Raw genomic sequence first — 14,238 nt, forward strand, 5'->3', positions numbered from 1 at the left:
GTGGTACGCATGAATGAACTTGAAGCAAGACTGAATTATCCCTTTGGTGATGTGTTGCCGGAACCGGCCCAAACGCAGGAAGTCGCCCCCGGTGTCAAGTGGATTCGTATGCCGCTGCCCTTTGCGCTGGATCATATTAATCTGTGGTTGCTCAAAGACGAAATAGACGGACGGGAAGGCTGGACGGTGGTGGATACCGGCATTGCCAAGCCTGAGGTCAAAGCCCTGTGGGAGCGCGTATTTGAAGAGGCGCTGGACGGGTTGCCTGTCCTGCGCCTGATCGTGACGCATATGCACCCCGATCATACGGGTCTGGCTGCGTGGATGTGTGAACGCTGGCAGGTACCGCTATATATGAGCATGACCGATTTTTACGTCGCCTCACTCTGGTCCTCGCGTCCTGCGGGCGGGGCGGGCACCGGCGGTGAAGTCGCTGTTGCGCATTTTGCGCGCCATGGCCTGAATGATCCGCAAGCACAGGAACAGATCCGCGAGCGCGCCAATTATTATCCTTCGCTGGTCGATGGCATGCCGCGCCGCTTTTCGCGGATGCTGGGCGGCGAGCGCCTGCTGATTGGCGGCAGACAATGGGATCTGATTGCCGGTTATGGGCACGCGCCGGAACATATCAGTTTGTACTGTCCGGAAATCAAGGTACTGATTTCAGGCGATATGGTACTGCCGCGGATCTCCACCAACGTGAGCGTCTTTGATCATGAGCCGGATGCCGATCCCCTGAAACTGTACCTGCAATCGCTCGATAGCTATGAGCCCCTGGAGCAGGATACCCTTGTTTTGCCCTCGCATGGCAAACCGTTCAAGGGCTTGCACGAACGGCTTCGCCAGCAGCGGGATCATCACGCTGAGCGCCTGGCTGAGGTGTTGCAATGGTGTGGAGAAAAGCCCATGTCCACAACCGATGTCGTGCCGCTGATGTTCAAGCGTAAACTTGATTTGCATCAATTGACATTCGCCATGGGCGAAGCGCTGGCGCATTTGCAGATGCTTTACCACGAAGGCAAATTGACATGCAAGGAAGATGATAAGGGCGTGTTGCGGTATTCTGCTGCGTAACTGATTACCTGACGGTTTTGTATCCCGAGGTTTGACTTGTCGGTCTTCGGGATTAATGTTATATTTAAAAGGTCATAAGTATGGTTTTTTCGCCTTTATCGTTTGTCTTTACCCTTTACGACAGGCACACCACTCGGATAGTCTCTGGGTGACAGGATCAGATTGGCACACACGGAGACCGATATGTATTTCGACATGCAAGCCCTTGAAGGCAAAAACACCTACAAATTGATGGGCAGCGTGGTGCTGCCGCGCCCCATTGCGTGGGTGGTCACACAGTCGGAAGACGGCGTCTGGAATGCCGCGCCTTTTTCTTTTTTCAATGTCCTGTCGGGAGATCCGCCTGTGGTGGCGCTGGGTATCGGCCACAACGGCGACATCAAGAAAGACAGCCTGCTCAATATTGAACGCACCGGCGAGTTTGTCGTCAACCTGGTCCCGGCTTCAATGATCGAGGCCATGAATATCACGGCGACGGAGTACCCGGCCCATGTGGACGAGCTGCATAAAGCCGGCCTTGCGACCCTGCCCTCTGAAAAGGTCAGGCCGGGCAGAATTGCAGGCAGCCCGGTCGCCCTGGAATGCCGCCTCTGGAAGGAAATCGATATTGATGGCAAACGTAATATCATCCTTGCCCGGGTAGAGGGCCTGCATGTGGATGACGCTGCCGTGATCGACCGCGACAAATGCTATATCGATGGCAACAAGCTGGATCTGGTCGGACGCATGCATGGCGCCGGCTGGTACACGCATACCCGCGACAGCTTTCAGCTGGCGCGAATTCCCTATAACCCCGAAGAATCCTGAGCGTCTGCAAAAGCGTTCATAACCGTTACGGATAACCCTCAAAAATGATGAAACTGCACTGGTCACCCCGTTCCCCGTTTGTTAGAAAAGTCATGATCGTTTTGCACGAAACCGGACAGACCGATGCGGTTGAACTGGTGCGCACGCCGGTTGCGATGGCCGAGCCGAACCTTGGACTGATTCCGGATAACCCCCTGATCAAATTGCCCACACTGGTGCTTGAAGATGGCTACAGCCTGTTCGACTCCCGTGTCATTTGCGAATACCTGGCTGCACGTGCTCCGGATGGGCAAGGACAGGCACTGTTCCCGGTCGACCCGCAGCAGCGCACGCGCGTATTGCGGCAACAGGCGCTGGGAGATGGATTCATGGATGCCTTGCTGCTGTTCCGCCAGGAACGCAACAAAACAGAAGAAAAACAGACAGTTGCCTGGTTGAAAGCGTTTGCGCTGAAGACCGATTCGACGCTCGATTTTCTGCAGAACCATGTTGCCGAGATTGAAACGGTTGGATTCGATATGGGGGCGATCACGATTGGCTGCGCCTTGTCTTATCTGGATTACCGGTTTCCAGAACTGAACTGGCGCCGACGCGCGCCCGGGCTGGCAAGCTGGCACGCGGACGTTTTTGTCAGCCGTGCGTCGGTCGCCGCCACCGAGCCTGCTGAAACGCCCTGATTGTTATTCCATCCTTTTTCCAAAGTTTTAAAACGCAACAACGCCAGGAAGATCTATGAGTCGTATCCCTTTTCCCACAGTAGAGACCATGAACGAAGCGCAACGCGCTGTCTATGATGACATCGTCAATGGTCCGCGCGGCAGGCTGGTCGGTCCGCTGCGGGCCGTGCTGCATAACCCCGAGCTGGCGCAGCGCTGGCAGAAACTGGGCGAGATGCTGCGATTCGGCACCAGCCTGCCGCCGCGCCTGAACGAGCTGGCCATTCTGGTCACTGCCCGTTACTGGAATAGCCAGATTGAATGGTATATCCATGAACAGGCGGCGTTGACGGCGGGGTTGCCTCAGTCTATTGCAGATGAAATAAAAAACTGCGAGGCACCGGGGTTCAAGGACCCGCAAGACGCGGCGGTGTATGAGTTTGCCCGCCAGTTGCTGGCGCATGGAACGGTTGCGCCTGCCGTATACGACCGCATCCGGGAATACTTTGATGTGACCGGCGTGGTGGAGCTGACGGCGGTTGTCGGCTATTACACGATGGTATCCATGACGCTCAATGCCCATGAAATTCCGCTGCCGGACGACGCGCCGAACCCGCTGGTTCCGCCGCAGCGTAACGGGGTCCAGGCGCTGAGTACGCTTGCGGCAGTGTCGCTCGAGGATATCACGGTATGACCGGCCCTTACATTCCCGATGCGGTAGAAATGCCGCGCATGCCCACCCCTGCTGCAGTCACGCTGCCTGATGACAGTTGTGATGCGCATTGTCATGTGTTCGGCCCATATGCCGATTTTCCGCTGCATTTGCGTTCGACCTACGCGCCGCCTGATGCGCCAGCCACGCGTTATCTGAAGATGCTCGATACCGTCGGCATGCAGCGGGGGGTACTGGTGCAGCCTGCTCCTTACGGAACCGATGTGAGTGCCATCATTGATGCCATTGCCCGGCGGCCGACACAGTTGCGCGGCGTCGGTGTGGCAGCCCCGGATGCCGATGCACAGTTGCTGGGTCAATGGTATGCAGCAGGCATTCGCGGCTTGCGTTTCATTGAAGCGCGCGACCCGCAGGGCAACCTGTTTCCCGGCAGCGTGGGCTTTGACAGCATTGAGACGCTGGCCCCGGCTATGCGCCAGACCGGCATGCATGTGCAGATGTGGGGGCCGTATGATCGCTATTTGCCCGTCCTGGAAAAGGTAACTGATCTGGGTTTGCCTGTGGTGATCGATCACATGGCCAGTGTCGTGATTGACCGTGGCGTGCAGGATCCCTTATTTCAATTGTTATGCCGACTGTTGCGCGACGGGCGGTTGTGGATCAAGCTGTCGGTCTGCCGGGTATCGACGCAGGCGCCGGATTACGCCGATGTTCGTCCCTTTCATGACGCGCTGCTGGCCGCCAATGTGGAGCGGGTGCTGTGGGGATCGGACTGGCCCTACGTTCGCATGGGCGAACGGGCGCCGGCTGTCGGCCGCCTGATCGAATTGGCCTGGGACTGGTTCGGTGATGAAGCAACTCGTCGACAGGTATGGGTGACAAACCCAACACATTTATATGGATTTGAAGGAGCGGGCAAGTAAATGTCGCTGGATAGGGAACAAATCGACGCATTCCGGGATAGTGCCCGGGATTTTCTTTCACGCGGCAATCATGCTGAGCGTATGCGCCAGCGAGTGTTGGCTTCGGCGGGGCTGAATCGCAGTACATGGCAGGGTATGGCCGAAGCAGGATGGCCGGCGGTGCTGGTACCCGAAGCCCAGGGCGGTCTGGGCCTCGGGCTGGGCGAGATGAACGCCATCGCGCTGGAATTGGGCGCGTCTCTGGCTGCCGAGCCACTGGTCGCCGTTGCAGTTCAAACCGTTACGTTCTTGCGCGCATTGCCAGACAGTGAATTGCGAGATCGCCTGCTGGCGGGTATTGCAGAGGGATCGCTGATTGCCGGGACGGCCTGGCAACAACACCCTGGCCAGGTGAATGTCCGTTCGGGCCCGGTCGTCACACAACAGGACGGTCAGCTTGCTGTGTCAGCGAGGTATATCAACGTGGCACCGGGCAGCGGCGCAGATGGCTGGCTGGTGCCTGTCATGCAGAACGATGAGGCGGTACTGCTATGGATTGAAGCGGACGCGACAGGCGTGCATATGAGCGATGTATCACGTGTGGATACGGGCAGTATCGGCACGCTGCATCTGCAATCTTGTGCGGTGAAAGAGGCGCAGATCGTAGCACGTGGGCCGGACGTGATGGATGCGCTCACTCAGGCCAATGACTATGCCCGCATCGTTCTGTCGGCGCAACTGCTGGGTTGCGCGCGCAATGCGTTCGACACGACACTTGAGTACCTGAAAGTGCGCATGCAATTTGGCAAGCCCATCGGCTCGTTTCAGAGCCTGCAGCACCGTATGGTTGACAGTTATATTCAATTGCAAATGCTGGAGTTCGCCCTGTGGGAAGCCACTGACAAGCCAGGCGAGACGCCGGCCTTATTGGCCATGCAAGCCAGTCGCCTGAAGTCGAGGGCGGAACTTGCAGCCGGTGAGGCGACCCGGCTGGCCGTGCAAATGCATGGTGGCATGGGCTATTCCGATGAGTCCGATGTGGGACTGATGCTCAAGAAAGCGATTGCGTTATCCAGTGAAATGGGGAATCGCCGGGCGCATGAAGCCCGTTATTTGCAGGCGCTGGAACAGCTGCAGGCACACGCTTCAGCCACCAGCCATACGCAAGACAGGCAGGCAGGACAAAACAGGCAGCACGGGAAGGAAAACGGCGCGGAAAAGCAATGGACCGATTTTCCTACCGATGCCGATTGGGACGCGATGCCGGAAGCGGAATTCCGGCAGATGTTGCGTGCGTTCTATCGCGCGCATTATCCCGAACACTTGCGTCATCGTAGCGGTCGCCTGCACTGGCATGAAATTGGCGACTGGTATCGCACGCTGGCGCGCCAGAAGTGGATTGCACCAGCCTGGCCCAAGCAATACGGTGGCATGGCGCTATCCCCGGAGAAAATGATTGCTTATATTGAGGAACAGGAACGCTATGGCGTAGGCCGTCCGCCCGACCAGGGACTGGTCATGCTGGGACCGATTCTGATCCGCTACGGCACGCCGGAGCAACAGCAAACCTACCTGCCCGCCATTTTGTCCGGTGAACATGTCTGGGCCCAGGGGTATTCTGAACCCAATGCGGGATCCGATCTGGCTTCGCTGCGTTGCGAGGCGGTGCCGGAAGGTGACTATTTCACCGTCAATGGGCAGAAAACCTGGTCGACACTGGCCCAGGATGCCACGCACATGTTTATGTTGGTACGTACCGACAAAAATGTGAAAAAGCAGGCGGGTATAAGCTTCCTGATGGTGGACCTGAAATCGCCCGGTATTACCGTAAGGCCAATCCGGACGATCGCCGGTGACGAAGAATACTGCGAAATCTTCTTCGATGATGTGAAGGTACCGAAACAGAACCTGGTAGGTGAACTGAACCAGGGGTGGACCATATCCAAGGCGTTGCTCGGCTTTGAACGGCTGTTTAGCGGCAACCCCAAGCACGCGCAGAATACGCTGGCCATGATCGATAAAGTCATGGGCGCGAGCGGCCTGGATCGTGACCCGGCCTTCATGCGCGATTATGCGCGCTTGCATATGGATATTGCCGATCTGTCATCTGCCTATGCGACGTTTTCGGATATTGTCCGGCGTAATGAGCCATTGCCGGCCAATGTGTCGCTACTCAAAATTTGGGCGACCGAAACGCACGAGAAGGCGGCGTTGTTGCTGCTGGATGCGGCGGGCGAACAGGCGGGTACGACCGGTGCGGCGGTCTTCGCAGGTTCAGAGAGTACGCCCAATGTGCAAGCGTCAGAGAATGAGGTTGTCACGGTAGACGGCCTGCAGATGCCGCTTTATAACGCGGCTGCGGCCAAGATATTCAGTGGCACGAATGAAATTCAGCGCAATATCCTGGCCAAGGTCGTGCTGGCATTGCCTGTGTAAAAAAAGTAGCAAAGGAATTGAGTGATTGACATGAATATGGGAACAGATATGGTGCAAACGCTTTCGCACATCCGGGTGCTGGATTTGGGACGGGTTTTTTCCGGGCCATGGACCGGCCAGATGCTGGCCGATCTGGGCGCCGATGTGATCAAGGTGGAGCGGCCTGGCCGGGGCGATGATGTTCGCCAGCAGGGCTATCGGGCGAAGGACGACGCCGGCAACGAGACTGCCGAGACTTCCTCGTTTCTGGCGATGAACCGTGGCAAGCGTTCGGTGACGGTAAATATGTCCAGCCCCGAAGGGCAGGAGGTCATTCGCAAGCTGGCCGCTCAATGCGATGTATTGATCGAAAACTTCAAGGCCGGCGATCTGGCGCGGTACGGTCTTGATTATGAATCACTGAAAGCCATCAATCCACGTCTGGTGTATTGTTCTATTACCGGCTTTGGGCAATCCGGTCCGTATAGTCATCGGCCGGGTTATGATCCGATTTTCCAGTCCATGAGCGGGCTGATGAGTCTGACCGGCAATCCTGAAGAGGAACCCGGTGGTGGGCCTCAGAAAGTGGGTTACGCGGTGTCGGATCTGACCGCAGGTTTTTACGCGATTATCGGGATTCTTGCGGCGCTGAATCATCGCGACGCGGTATCCGGAGAAGGGCAGTATATAGATATCGCGCTGTTTGATGCACAGGTGGCTTCCATTGGGCACATTGCCATGAATTATCTGGTGTCCGGCACGATTCCCCGGCGCATGGGCACGGCCTCGCCCATTACATGCCCGTATCAGGCATTTGAATGCAGCGATGGTTATCTCATGATCGCCGTGGGCAACGATTCGCAATTTCGCCAATTTGTGCAACTGCTGGGTCTGCCCGAACTGGCCGATGATCCGCGCTTCCTGCTGAACCGGCTGCGTGCCCAGAACCAGAAAGAACTCATTCCGCTGCTGCAGGCCGTCATGATCACGCGTCCGATCAAGGAGTGGCAGACAGAACTGGACGCCATGAATGTCCCTTGCGGGCCGATCAACGACCTGAGTCAGGTCTTCGAAGACCCCCAACTGCAACATCGGAACATGTTGATGCATATGCAGCACTCGACAGCAGGAAACATTCCGCAGATTGCCAATCCGCTGAAGCTGTCCGCCACACCGGTCACCTATCGGCGTCCACCGCCCACACTCAGTGAACATACCGACGAGGTGCTAAGCGAGCTGCTGGGGATGGATGCGGCCGCCATTACGGAGTTGCGCGAGAAAAAGATTATTTGAGTCTGTTCTGTGGTATGCCTGATTTTTGCCGATAAGGGTTCCCGGCAGAGTAGCTTGGGCTGGACTTCAACAGTTGGGGCAGCTACTTTGTTGGCTCTCCCATTCTTCGGGTGTCACGATCAGGACGGGGCTCTCGTTGCGCATGGCCAGGAGGTCGCCATCCCCTGTGATGAGAGCTTCCGCCTGGCCAATATAGGTTATGACAAGAAACACCTGGTCTTTTTCGTCGCGACAACGCGGCAATGTCGGCCACGGCAAGGGCAATTCGACGACCTCGGTGTACGGCAGAAAGTCTTGAAGTAGATGCTGCCGTTCCTCGGCTGTCAACTTGAATTTTGGGTAAGCAAGTACACGAAGCAATTCGCAGACAGTTTCCGTGCATACCAAGGGGAGGAGCTGCTTGTGCTGCCAGGCCCTGCGTATCCACGCGAGACGCCCGGATGTAAATAGCAGCGCAGACAATACGACATTGGTATCCAGAACCACCCTGATCATTTGCGCCCCCAGGAAATGGCGTCCTCGACATCCTGTTCGGTAATGCCGAGTTGTTGCAGCTTATCGCGAACAGCCTGGCCCTGCTGTACACGTACCGGTGTCAGTACGATTCGGCCATTTTCGACCTCCACCTCAAAATACTCGGCCGCATCTACCTTCGACACAACTGCCTTTGGCAAGGTGATTTGATTCTTTGATGTTAATTTGGCAAGCATGGATGTTCTCCGCTAAAGAAGAAAGAAAGGATATCTTACTTCCTTACTTCCTGCTATGCAAATGGTTGTTTCTCGCGGAGAAATTGAGTAAGACAACGACAGCAGGCTCAATAGCGGCTTGTAAAGAGAAATGGGCAGGATTCAGAATCGATGCTATTTCGTCCGAGGAAGCGATTATTCGTTATAAATCAGCAGCAGCATCGTCGTTACCAATGCCGGTCGCTCCTGGTCCTTTATTTCGAACGTATTTTCAAAGGTGAAGAGCATGCCGCCGTTTTTGGGTTGAGCGTCAACCAGCTTTTGTTGCAGTCGCACGTCCGACCCCACCGGTACCGGACTGATAAAGCGCAAATGGTTCAGGCCGTAATTCAGTCCTTTGCCGCGTTTGCTGATTTTGAAAATATCGCGTGCCAGCAGCGGAATCAGCGACAGAACAAAAAAGCCGTGCGCGATTGTTTTGCCGTCGGGCATATCGCGCTGCGCGCGGGCAATGTCCACGTGGACCCAGTGATCGTCGCCCGTCAGTCGCGCATAGTGATCGATCTGGTCCTGCGTCACGGTAAACCATTGGCTGGTGCCAAGGTCTTCGCCAATATGCGAGGCCAGATCGGCGGGGGTGTCTACAAGCAACATATAAGGGACTCCAGCAAGATGCCCGCGATCATTGTGACGCGGGCATAAAAAAGTGAAAAGAAAAAAGTATCAACGGACAGAGGCATCGATGGCGACGGTGGCCGGGCAGCGCCGTGCCCGGTCCGCACTGGCATCGAAGGGCGTTATTGCCCGATTCTGACACCTGTCGTATTGACGATGGTTTCCCATTTCTTGCGGTCCGTTTCCACAAACTCGCGTGCCTGTTCAAGCGACATGGCGACCGGGGGCAGGTAGCCCTGCGCATCCAGGCGGGAAATCGTATCCTGTTCCTTCAGTACGGCATTCATCGTTTCGTTCAGGCGGGTCAGCACGGCCGGGGCGGTTTTGGCCGGGGCGATCAGCAGGTTCCATATTTCGATATTCAGGTCCGGGTAGCCGCTTTCCACCAGGGTGGGAACCGCTTCCATTTGCGGATATCGCTTGGCGCTGCTGACCGCAAGGAACTTCAGTTTCGGGTTGCTTTGCTGCGCCTTGGCGGCCGGGCCGGTCAGCACACCGATCTGCACCTGACCGCCGATCAGGTCGCTGGTCAGTGGCGAATCGCCCTTGTAAGGAATATGCACGACGTCAATGCCGGCAATTTTCTTGAAGTATTCGAATACCAGATGGCCGGGTGTGCCCGCGCCTGATGTGCCGTAGGACAGGCTGCCGGGTTTCGATTTGGCCAGCTCCACCAGTTCCTTGATATTGTTGACGGGTACGTCCTTATTGACGGCGACGACCAGCGGCAATGAGCCGATGTTGGCGATGGGCACCAGATCCTGGGGCTGGTAGGGCACTTGCATGCCGATCAGGCGGGCGATAATGGTGCCGCCCACCGGCCCTACGCCCAGGTTATAGCCATCAGGCTGGGCGCGTGCGACCGATGCAATGCCGATGGTGCCGGCGGCGCCCGCCCGGTTTTCCACGACCATGGTTTGTTTCAGCTGTTTGGACATCCCGTCGGCCAGGATACGTGCCGCGGTGTCGCTGGAGCCGCCAGGCGGAAACGGTACGGTCAGCTTGACCGGTTTGGCAGGATAGGTTTCGTCGGCCAGTGCAGGGGTGATGCTCAGTACGCTCGCAGCGCACAGCAACAGTGCCCGGGCAAGGAGGTGTTGAAAGGGCGGGCGTTGGACGCGTCCAAACCGCGCAATAAGGGAAGGCTGTCTCATTGAGTTCCTCTTTTGATCATGGAAAATACCCGCTATGCTTCTCTCTGGGATAGGGCGGGCAAGGAAAGTAAAGTACATCAGTGATGCTAGGGTATTACGCCTGTAATGTCAATAGGTCGTATTATTGTACTATATAGGCTATAATTATGTCCTATATGGAAGTGATCGTGTTCCCGGGCTCTATCCTGCGCCATGCATTGGGCTGCATGCGTATGGGTCTATGTACCGGACAACACGATATGTAACAGCCCGTGCCCGGGTACAGGATAAAACCAGATTAATTTCAGGAGAACAACGAATGAGTCAGAAAAGCGGGCCGCTCTCGCATGTACGAGTACTGGACCTGAGCCGCATTATGGCAGCACCGTGGGCCAGTCAGTTGCTGGCGGACATGGGGGCCACGGTCATCAAGGTCGAGCGACCGGTGCATGGCGACGACACACGCGCCTGGGGGCCTCCATTTCTGCAGGACAGTGAGGGAAACAACACCGCCGAGGCGGGTTATTATTTATCCGTAAACCGGGGCAAGGAATCCATTACGGTGGCCCTGGATACGCCCGAGGGCCAGCAGATTGTACGTGATCTGGCTGTCGATTGCGATATTGTGCTGGAGAACTTCAAGGCCGGCGCGCTGGCCAGGTATGGGCTCGATTACGCAAGCCTGAAAGAGGTGAATCCGAAGCTGATCTATTGTTCTGTCACCGGCTTTGGCCAGGACGGCCCCCGCAAGGAAGAAGCCGCCTATGACTTTCTGATTCAGGCGATGGGCGGTCTGATGAGCATCACCGGCGAGCGCGATGACAAGCCCGGCGGCGGGCCGCAAAAAGTGGGCATTCCGATCGTGGATCTGATGACCGGCATGTATACGGCTGTCGCGGTGCTCGCCGCCCTGGCCAATCGGGAGCGGACCGGCGAGGGCGAGTACATTGATCTGGCGATGCTGGACGTCCAGACGGCGGTGTTGTCCAATCAGGCCATGAACCATTTGCTGTCCGGCAAGACGCCCAAGCGGGGCGGCAACGCCCATCCGAATATTCAGCCGCAGGACGTATATTCCTGCAGCGATGGCGATGTGATCCTGGCTGTCGGCAATGACCGGCAGTTTGTCAAATTATGTGATGCGGTCAAGCGCCCCGAACTGGCGACCGATGCGCGTTTCAGTGTCAATGCGCAGCGTGCGATCAATGTACGTGAGCTCACGACGCTGTTGCAGGACGAGTTTTCCGGCTGGCGGCGGGCTGATCTGGTTGCCGCCCTGGGCGCGGCCGGCGTGCCTTGTGGTCCGATCAACAGTATCCCGGAAGTGTTCCAGGAGCCGCAGGTGCAGCACCGCCGCATGTTGCGTACGCTGCCACACCCGGCCGGCGTCACCTTACCGCAGGTGGTGTGCCCGATCAACTTTGCCAACCGGCCACTGCAGTTTGAATCACCACCACCGCAGCTGGGACAACACACTGACAAAATACTCACTGATCTGGGCTATGACGCGGCACATATCGCCGGCTTGCGCGAATCGGGCATTGTTTGATTAACAAGGAAATGGAAGCGATGAAAGAAATCCAATTGGAAAAGCAGGGCAAAATTGCGGTGGTCACGCTTGATTCACCTCCCGTCAACGCGCTGACACTGGCGCGCTACGAGGCCATTACGGAAACGTTCGAAGCCATCAACGGCATGGACGACATCAATGTCGTTGTGTTTACCGCCAAAGGCACAAAAGCCTTCTGCGCGGGTCTGGAACTCAAGGAGTTCCTGGCCGCCACGCCCGAAGAGGATCCGGGCAGGGCCAAGGTGGTTCGCGCCACATTCCGGGCTATACGGCATTGCGCGGTTCCGGTCATTGCGGCAGTCAATGGTCCGGCATTGGGTGCGGGCAGCGTGCTGGCCAGCAGCAGCGATATTCGCGTCGCATCAGAAAAAGCGACATTTTCCATGCCGGAAATCAATGTGGGCCGTTGCGGTGGCGGCGCGCATACGGGCCGTCTGGTACCCCAGGGCAGCTTGCGCTACATGGCGTTCACCGGTGAGCAGATCAGTGCGTGGGAGGCCCATCGGGTCGGCTTTGTCGAGCGAGTCGTTACACCTCGCCAGCTTATGCCGACGGCCATGGATATGGCAAACGTGATTGCTTCGAAGAGCCGGGTCGGCCTGGTGACGATGAAAGAAGCGCTGAACCGGATTGAAAATATGCCGGTCGATGAGGGCTACGAACTCGAACAACAGTACAGTACCAAGCTGATGCACTCCGAAGACGCGCGTGAAGCTGTGCGTGCGGTCGTGGAGAAACGGGCGCCGGTCTTCAAGGGACGATAGTCTGGTTGTTCGCCCTTTTGCGATACGTCGTCAGAGATGACTGGCTATAATGCACAAGTGAATGACAATGCCGCTGGCGGGGTACCCACAGGGATGTTTTGCACCCGAGTATTCCTCGCCACACCATGGACAAAAAATGACGCAAGCGCCGAACAAAAGCAGCACCGCTCCCATTGATTTCAGCCGCAGCGCCGCGGCCCGTTATGTACAACTGGCCAGCCTGTTCCGGCGACGCGTGGAGTCGGGGCAGTGGCCTGTTGGTTCGCAGATTCCGACGGTCGATGAACTGGCCGACGAGTGTCAGGTAGCGCGTGCAACAGTGCGGCAGGCGCTGGACCTGCTGGAAGAGGAAAAACTGATTGAGCGTTACCGCGCCAAAGGCACCTTTGTCACGGGCAAGCCCCAGGAACAGTTCTGGTGCGAAGTGGCGTCCAACTGGGACGGGCAGCTGATTGCGCCGGAAGGCGTCAGCCTTGAAATCCTGGCGGCGCGCGACCGGCGCATGCCCGCGACGGCTGATCTGTCGCTGGGCCAGCTGGCGCAAAGCTATCAGTACTGGAAACGCCGGCACTGGCGCAATGACCGCCCTTATTACCTGGGCGAAGTATTCATCGATGAAAAAATCTGTCGCCGTATCCCCGCCAAGGCGTTCGAGACCAAGACCTCGATGCGTATCCTGCGCGAGTTGCCGGGGCTGGAGATCGTCGAGGCGCATCAGACCCTGACGCTGGGCTCGGCCGATCCGGAACTGGCAGACTTGCTGCAACTGCCCCTGAATGCGCCGGTGGCCCATGTGCATCGCAGTGCCGTGGACCAGAATGGCACGATTGTTTTTATCGGCGACGGAGTCTATCGCGGTGACGTGGTCCGCCTTGATATCAAACTGAAGTAGAAAACATCAGGCTGAAGTAGAAAGCCTCAGGTTGAAATGAAGGCGCGGCAAAGTGCCAATCTATTTGCTGCTTGTGGCCAGCTTGAATGCCAGACCCACAAACACCACGGCGGCCAGGCGGTTGATTAGGCGCTGCGCCAGTGCCGATTGCTTCAAATATCGTCCGACGAAGCTCGAAAACACGGCAACCACATTGAATATCAGCAGCGCACAGACCAGGAAAATCGCGCTCAGGGCCAGCAACTGCCAGGTGACCGAGCCGGCTTCGGGATGCGCAAACTGCGGCAGGAACGCCAGAAAGAAAATACTGACTTTCGGATTGGTGGCGCTCATGAGAATCCCGCTACGATAAAACTGCATATTACTGCGGCGCGCGGGCGCGGTTTCTGTGGTGGCGAATACGGGCGGCGCACGCCAGGCCTGCCAGGCCATATAGAGCAGATAGGCTGCGCCGATCAGTTTGAGCACCAGGAAAGCAGTGGGTGATGCGGCAATCAGGGCAGCTATGCCGATGGTGACGATAAAGGTATGCCACAGAAGCCCAGTGCACAAACCCAAGGTAATCATAAAACCGGCGCGCCAGCCCCAAAGCATGGACTGAAATAGCACGAACAGATTGTCCGGCCCGGGCGAGAGGGCCAGCAGGCAGGCGATACCCGCAAAAACCAATGCGGTGTCAAGGCTGATCATGGTGT

At 57.1% G+C, this 14,238-nt stretch carries 15 protein-coding genes; 10 read left to right on the forward strand and 5 right to left on the reverse strand.

Annotated elements, in window-relative coordinates; genetic code table 11:
* Window positions 1–9: 9 nt before the first annotated feature.
* The 7 genes from W822_RS31855 (at window position 10) to W822_RS31885 (ending at window position 7,820) form a co-directional block, all read left to right on the forward strand.
* Window positions 10–1,074, forward strand: coding sequence for an MBL fold metallo-hydrolase (locus W822_RS31855; protein WP_024004651.1), 1,065 nt, complete (start codon window positions 10–12; stop codon window positions 1,072–1,074).
* Window positions 1,075–1,257: 183 nt separating this feature from the next.
* Window positions 1,258–1,881, forward strand: coding sequence for a flavin reductase family protein (locus tag W822_RS31860; RefSeq protein ID WP_024004652.1), 624 nt, complete (start codon window positions 1,258–1,260; stop codon window positions 1,879–1,881).
* Window positions 1,882–1,925: 44 nt separating this feature from the next.
* The gene (locus W822_RS31865) at window positions 1,926–2,558 is read left to right on the forward strand and encodes a glutathione S-transferase N-terminal domain-containing protein (protein WP_367379358.1); all 633 of its coding nucleotides are present in this window, start codon (window positions 1,926–1,928) and stop codon (window positions 2,556–2,558) included.
* Between the two features lie 55 nt (window positions 2,559–2,613).
* Window positions 2,614–3,231 carry a carboxymuconolactone decarboxylase family protein gene (locus W822_RS31870; RefSeq protein WP_024004654.1) on the forward strand — a complete coding sequence of 206 codons (618 nt, stop codon included), beginning with the start codon at window positions 2,614–2,616 and terminating at the stop codon, window positions 3,229–3,231.
* On the forward strand, window positions 3,228–4,133 hold the full coding sequence (locus W822_RS31875) for an amidohydrolase family protein (protein ID WP_024004655.1): 906 nt from the start codon (window positions 3,228–3,230) through the stop codon (window positions 4,131–4,133). The genes W822_RS31870 and W822_RS31875 overlap by 4 nt, the downstream gene beginning before the upstream one ends.
* Complete coding sequence (locus W822_RS31880; RefSeq protein WP_024004656.1) at window positions 4,134–6,548, forward strand: acyl-CoA dehydrogenase family protein; 2,415 nt, start codon at window positions 4,134–4,136, stop codon at window positions 6,546–6,548.
* A 48-nt stretch (window positions 6,549–6,596) separates the two neighbouring features.
* The gene (locus W822_RS31885) at window positions 6,597–7,820 is read left to right on the forward strand and encodes a CaiB/BaiF CoA transferase family protein (RefSeq protein ID WP_024004657.1); all 1,224 of its coding nucleotides are present in this window, start codon (window positions 6,597–6,599) and stop codon (window positions 7,818–7,820) included.
* 66 nt (window positions 7,821–7,886) lie between these two features.
* Here the strand turns inward: W822_RS31885 and W822_RS31890 are convergent, their stop codons facing one another.
* The 4 genes from W822_RS31890 to W822_RS31905 form a co-directional block, all read right to left on the reverse strand.
* Complete coding sequence (locus W822_RS31890) at window positions 7,887–8,315, reverse strand: putative toxin-antitoxin system toxin component, PIN family (RefSeq protein ID WP_024004658.1); 429 nt, start codon at window positions 8,313–8,315, stop codon at window positions 7,887–7,889.
* Window positions 8,312–8,530, reverse strand: coding sequence for an AbrB/MazE/SpoVT family DNA-binding domain-containing protein (locus W822_RS31895; RefSeq protein WP_024004659.1), 219 nt, complete (start codon window positions 8,528–8,530; stop codon window positions 8,312–8,314). The genes W822_RS31890 and W822_RS31895 overlap by 4 nt, the downstream gene beginning before the upstream one ends.
* Window positions 8,531–8,704: 174 nt before the next feature.
* Window positions 8,705–9,163: a MaoC family dehydratase gene (locus W822_RS31900; RefSeq protein ID WP_024004660.1), complete on the reverse strand. Its 459-nt coding sequence runs from the start codon at window positions 9,161–9,163 to the stop codon at window positions 8,705–8,707.
* A gap of 143 nt (window positions 9,164–9,306) precedes the next feature.
* On the reverse strand, window positions 9,307–10,338 hold the full coding sequence (locus W822_RS31905; protein ID WP_024004661.1) for a Bug family tripartite tricarboxylate transporter substrate binding protein: 1,032 nt from the start codon (window positions 10,336–10,338) through the stop codon (window positions 9,307–9,309).
* 298 nt (window positions 10,339–10,636) lie between these two features.
* On the opposite strand from W822_RS31905, the gene W822_RS31910 reads away from it, so the two are divergent.
* The 3 genes from W822_RS31910 to W822_RS31920 all read left to right on the forward strand — a co-directional run bounded on the left by W822_RS31910 (window position 10,637) and on the right by W822_RS31920 (window position 13,543).
* On the forward strand, window positions 10,637–11,866 hold the full coding sequence (locus W822_RS31910) for a CaiB/BaiF CoA transferase family protein (protein WP_024004662.1): 1,230 nt from the start codon (window positions 10,637–10,639) through the stop codon (window positions 11,864–11,866).
* A gap of 20 nt (window positions 11,867–11,886) precedes the next feature.
* Entirely contained in the window at window positions 11,887–12,651 is a 765-nt protein-coding gene (locus W822_RS31915; protein ID WP_024004663.1) for an enoyl-CoA hydratase-related protein, read from the forward strand.
* A gap of 136 nt (window positions 12,652–12,787) precedes the next feature.
* A complete protein-coding gene (locus tag W822_RS31920; protein ID WP_024004664.1) occupies window positions 12,788–13,543 on the forward strand; it encodes a GntR family transcriptional regulator in 756 nt (251 codons plus the stop codon).
* A gap of 60 nt (window positions 13,544–13,603) precedes the next feature.
* Here the strand turns inward: W822_RS31920 and W822_RS31925 are convergent, their stop codons facing one another.
* Window positions 13,604–14,233: a LysE family translocator gene (locus W822_RS31925; RefSeq protein WP_024004665.1), complete on the reverse strand. Its 630-nt coding sequence runs from the start codon at window positions 14,231–14,233 to the stop codon at window positions 13,604–13,606.
* Window positions 14,234–14,238 lie beyond the last annotated feature (5 nt).

It is taken from the genome of Advenella kashmirensis W13003 (genome assembly GCF_000506985.1).
Classification (GTDB): Bacteria; Pseudomonadota; Gammaproteobacteria; order Burkholderiales; family Burkholderiaceae_B; genus Advenella; species Advenella kashmirensis_A.

Bases quoted from the DNA above. Each gene is read 5' to 3' on its own strand.
- W822_RS31895 (WP_024004659.1), bottom strand. From the start codon at position 8,530: ATGCTTGCCAAATTAACATCAAAGAATCAAATCACCTTGCCAAAGGCA.
- W822_RS31925 (WP_024004665.1), bottom strand. From the start codon at position 14,233: ATGATCAGCCTTGACACCGCATTGGTTTTTGCGGGTATCGCCTGCCTG.
- W822_RS31910 (WP_024004662.1), top strand. From the start codon at position 10,637: ATGAGTCAGAAAAGCGGGCCGCTCTCGCATGTACGAGTACTGGACCTG.
- W822_RS31900 (WP_024004660.1), bottom strand. From the start codon at position 9,163: ATGTTGCTTGTAGACACCCCCGCCGATCTGGCCTCGCATATTGGCGAA.
- W822_RS31915 (WP_024004663.1), top strand. From the start codon at position 11,887: ATGAAAGAAATCCAATTGGAAAAGCAGGGCAAAATTGCGGTGGTCACG.
- W822_RS31860 (WP_024004652.1), top strand. From the start codon at position 1,258: ATGTATTTCGACATGCAAGCCCTTGAAGGCAAAAACACCTACAAATTG.
- W822_RS31880 (WP_024004656.1), top strand. From the start codon at position 4,134: ATGTCGCTGGATAGGGAACAAATCGACGCATTCCGGGATAGTGCCCGG.
- W822_RS31870 (WP_024004654.1), top strand. From the start codon at position 2,614: ATGAGTCGTATCCCTTTTCCCACAGTAGAGACCATGAACGAAGCGCAA.
- W822_RS31920 (WP_024004664.1), top strand. From the start codon at position 12,788: ATGACGCAAGCGCCGAACAAAAGCAGCACCGCTCCCATTGATTTCAGC.
- W822_RS31905 (WP_024004661.1), bottom strand. From the start codon at position 10,338: ATGAGACAGCCTTCCCTTATTGCGCGGTTTGGACGCGTCCAACGCCCG.
- W822_RS31885 (WP_024004657.1), top strand. From the start codon at position 6,597: ATGGTGCAAACGCTTTCGCACATCCGGGTGCTGGATTTGGGACGGGTT.
- W822_RS31865 (WP_367379358.1), top strand. From the start codon at position 1,926: ATGATGAAACTGCACTGGTCACCCCGTTCCCCGTTTGTTAGAAAAGTC.
- W822_RS31855 (WP_024004651.1), top strand. From the start codon at position 10: ATGAATGAACTTGAAGCAAGACTGAATTATCCCTTTGGTGATGTGTTG.
- W822_RS31875 (WP_024004655.1), top strand. From the start codon at position 3,228: ATGACCGGCCCTTACATTCCCGATGCGGTAGAAATGCCGCGCATGCCC.
- W822_RS31890 (WP_024004658.1), bottom strand. From the start codon at position 8,315: ATGATCAGGGTGGTTCTGGATACCAATGTCGTATTGTCTGCGCTGCTA.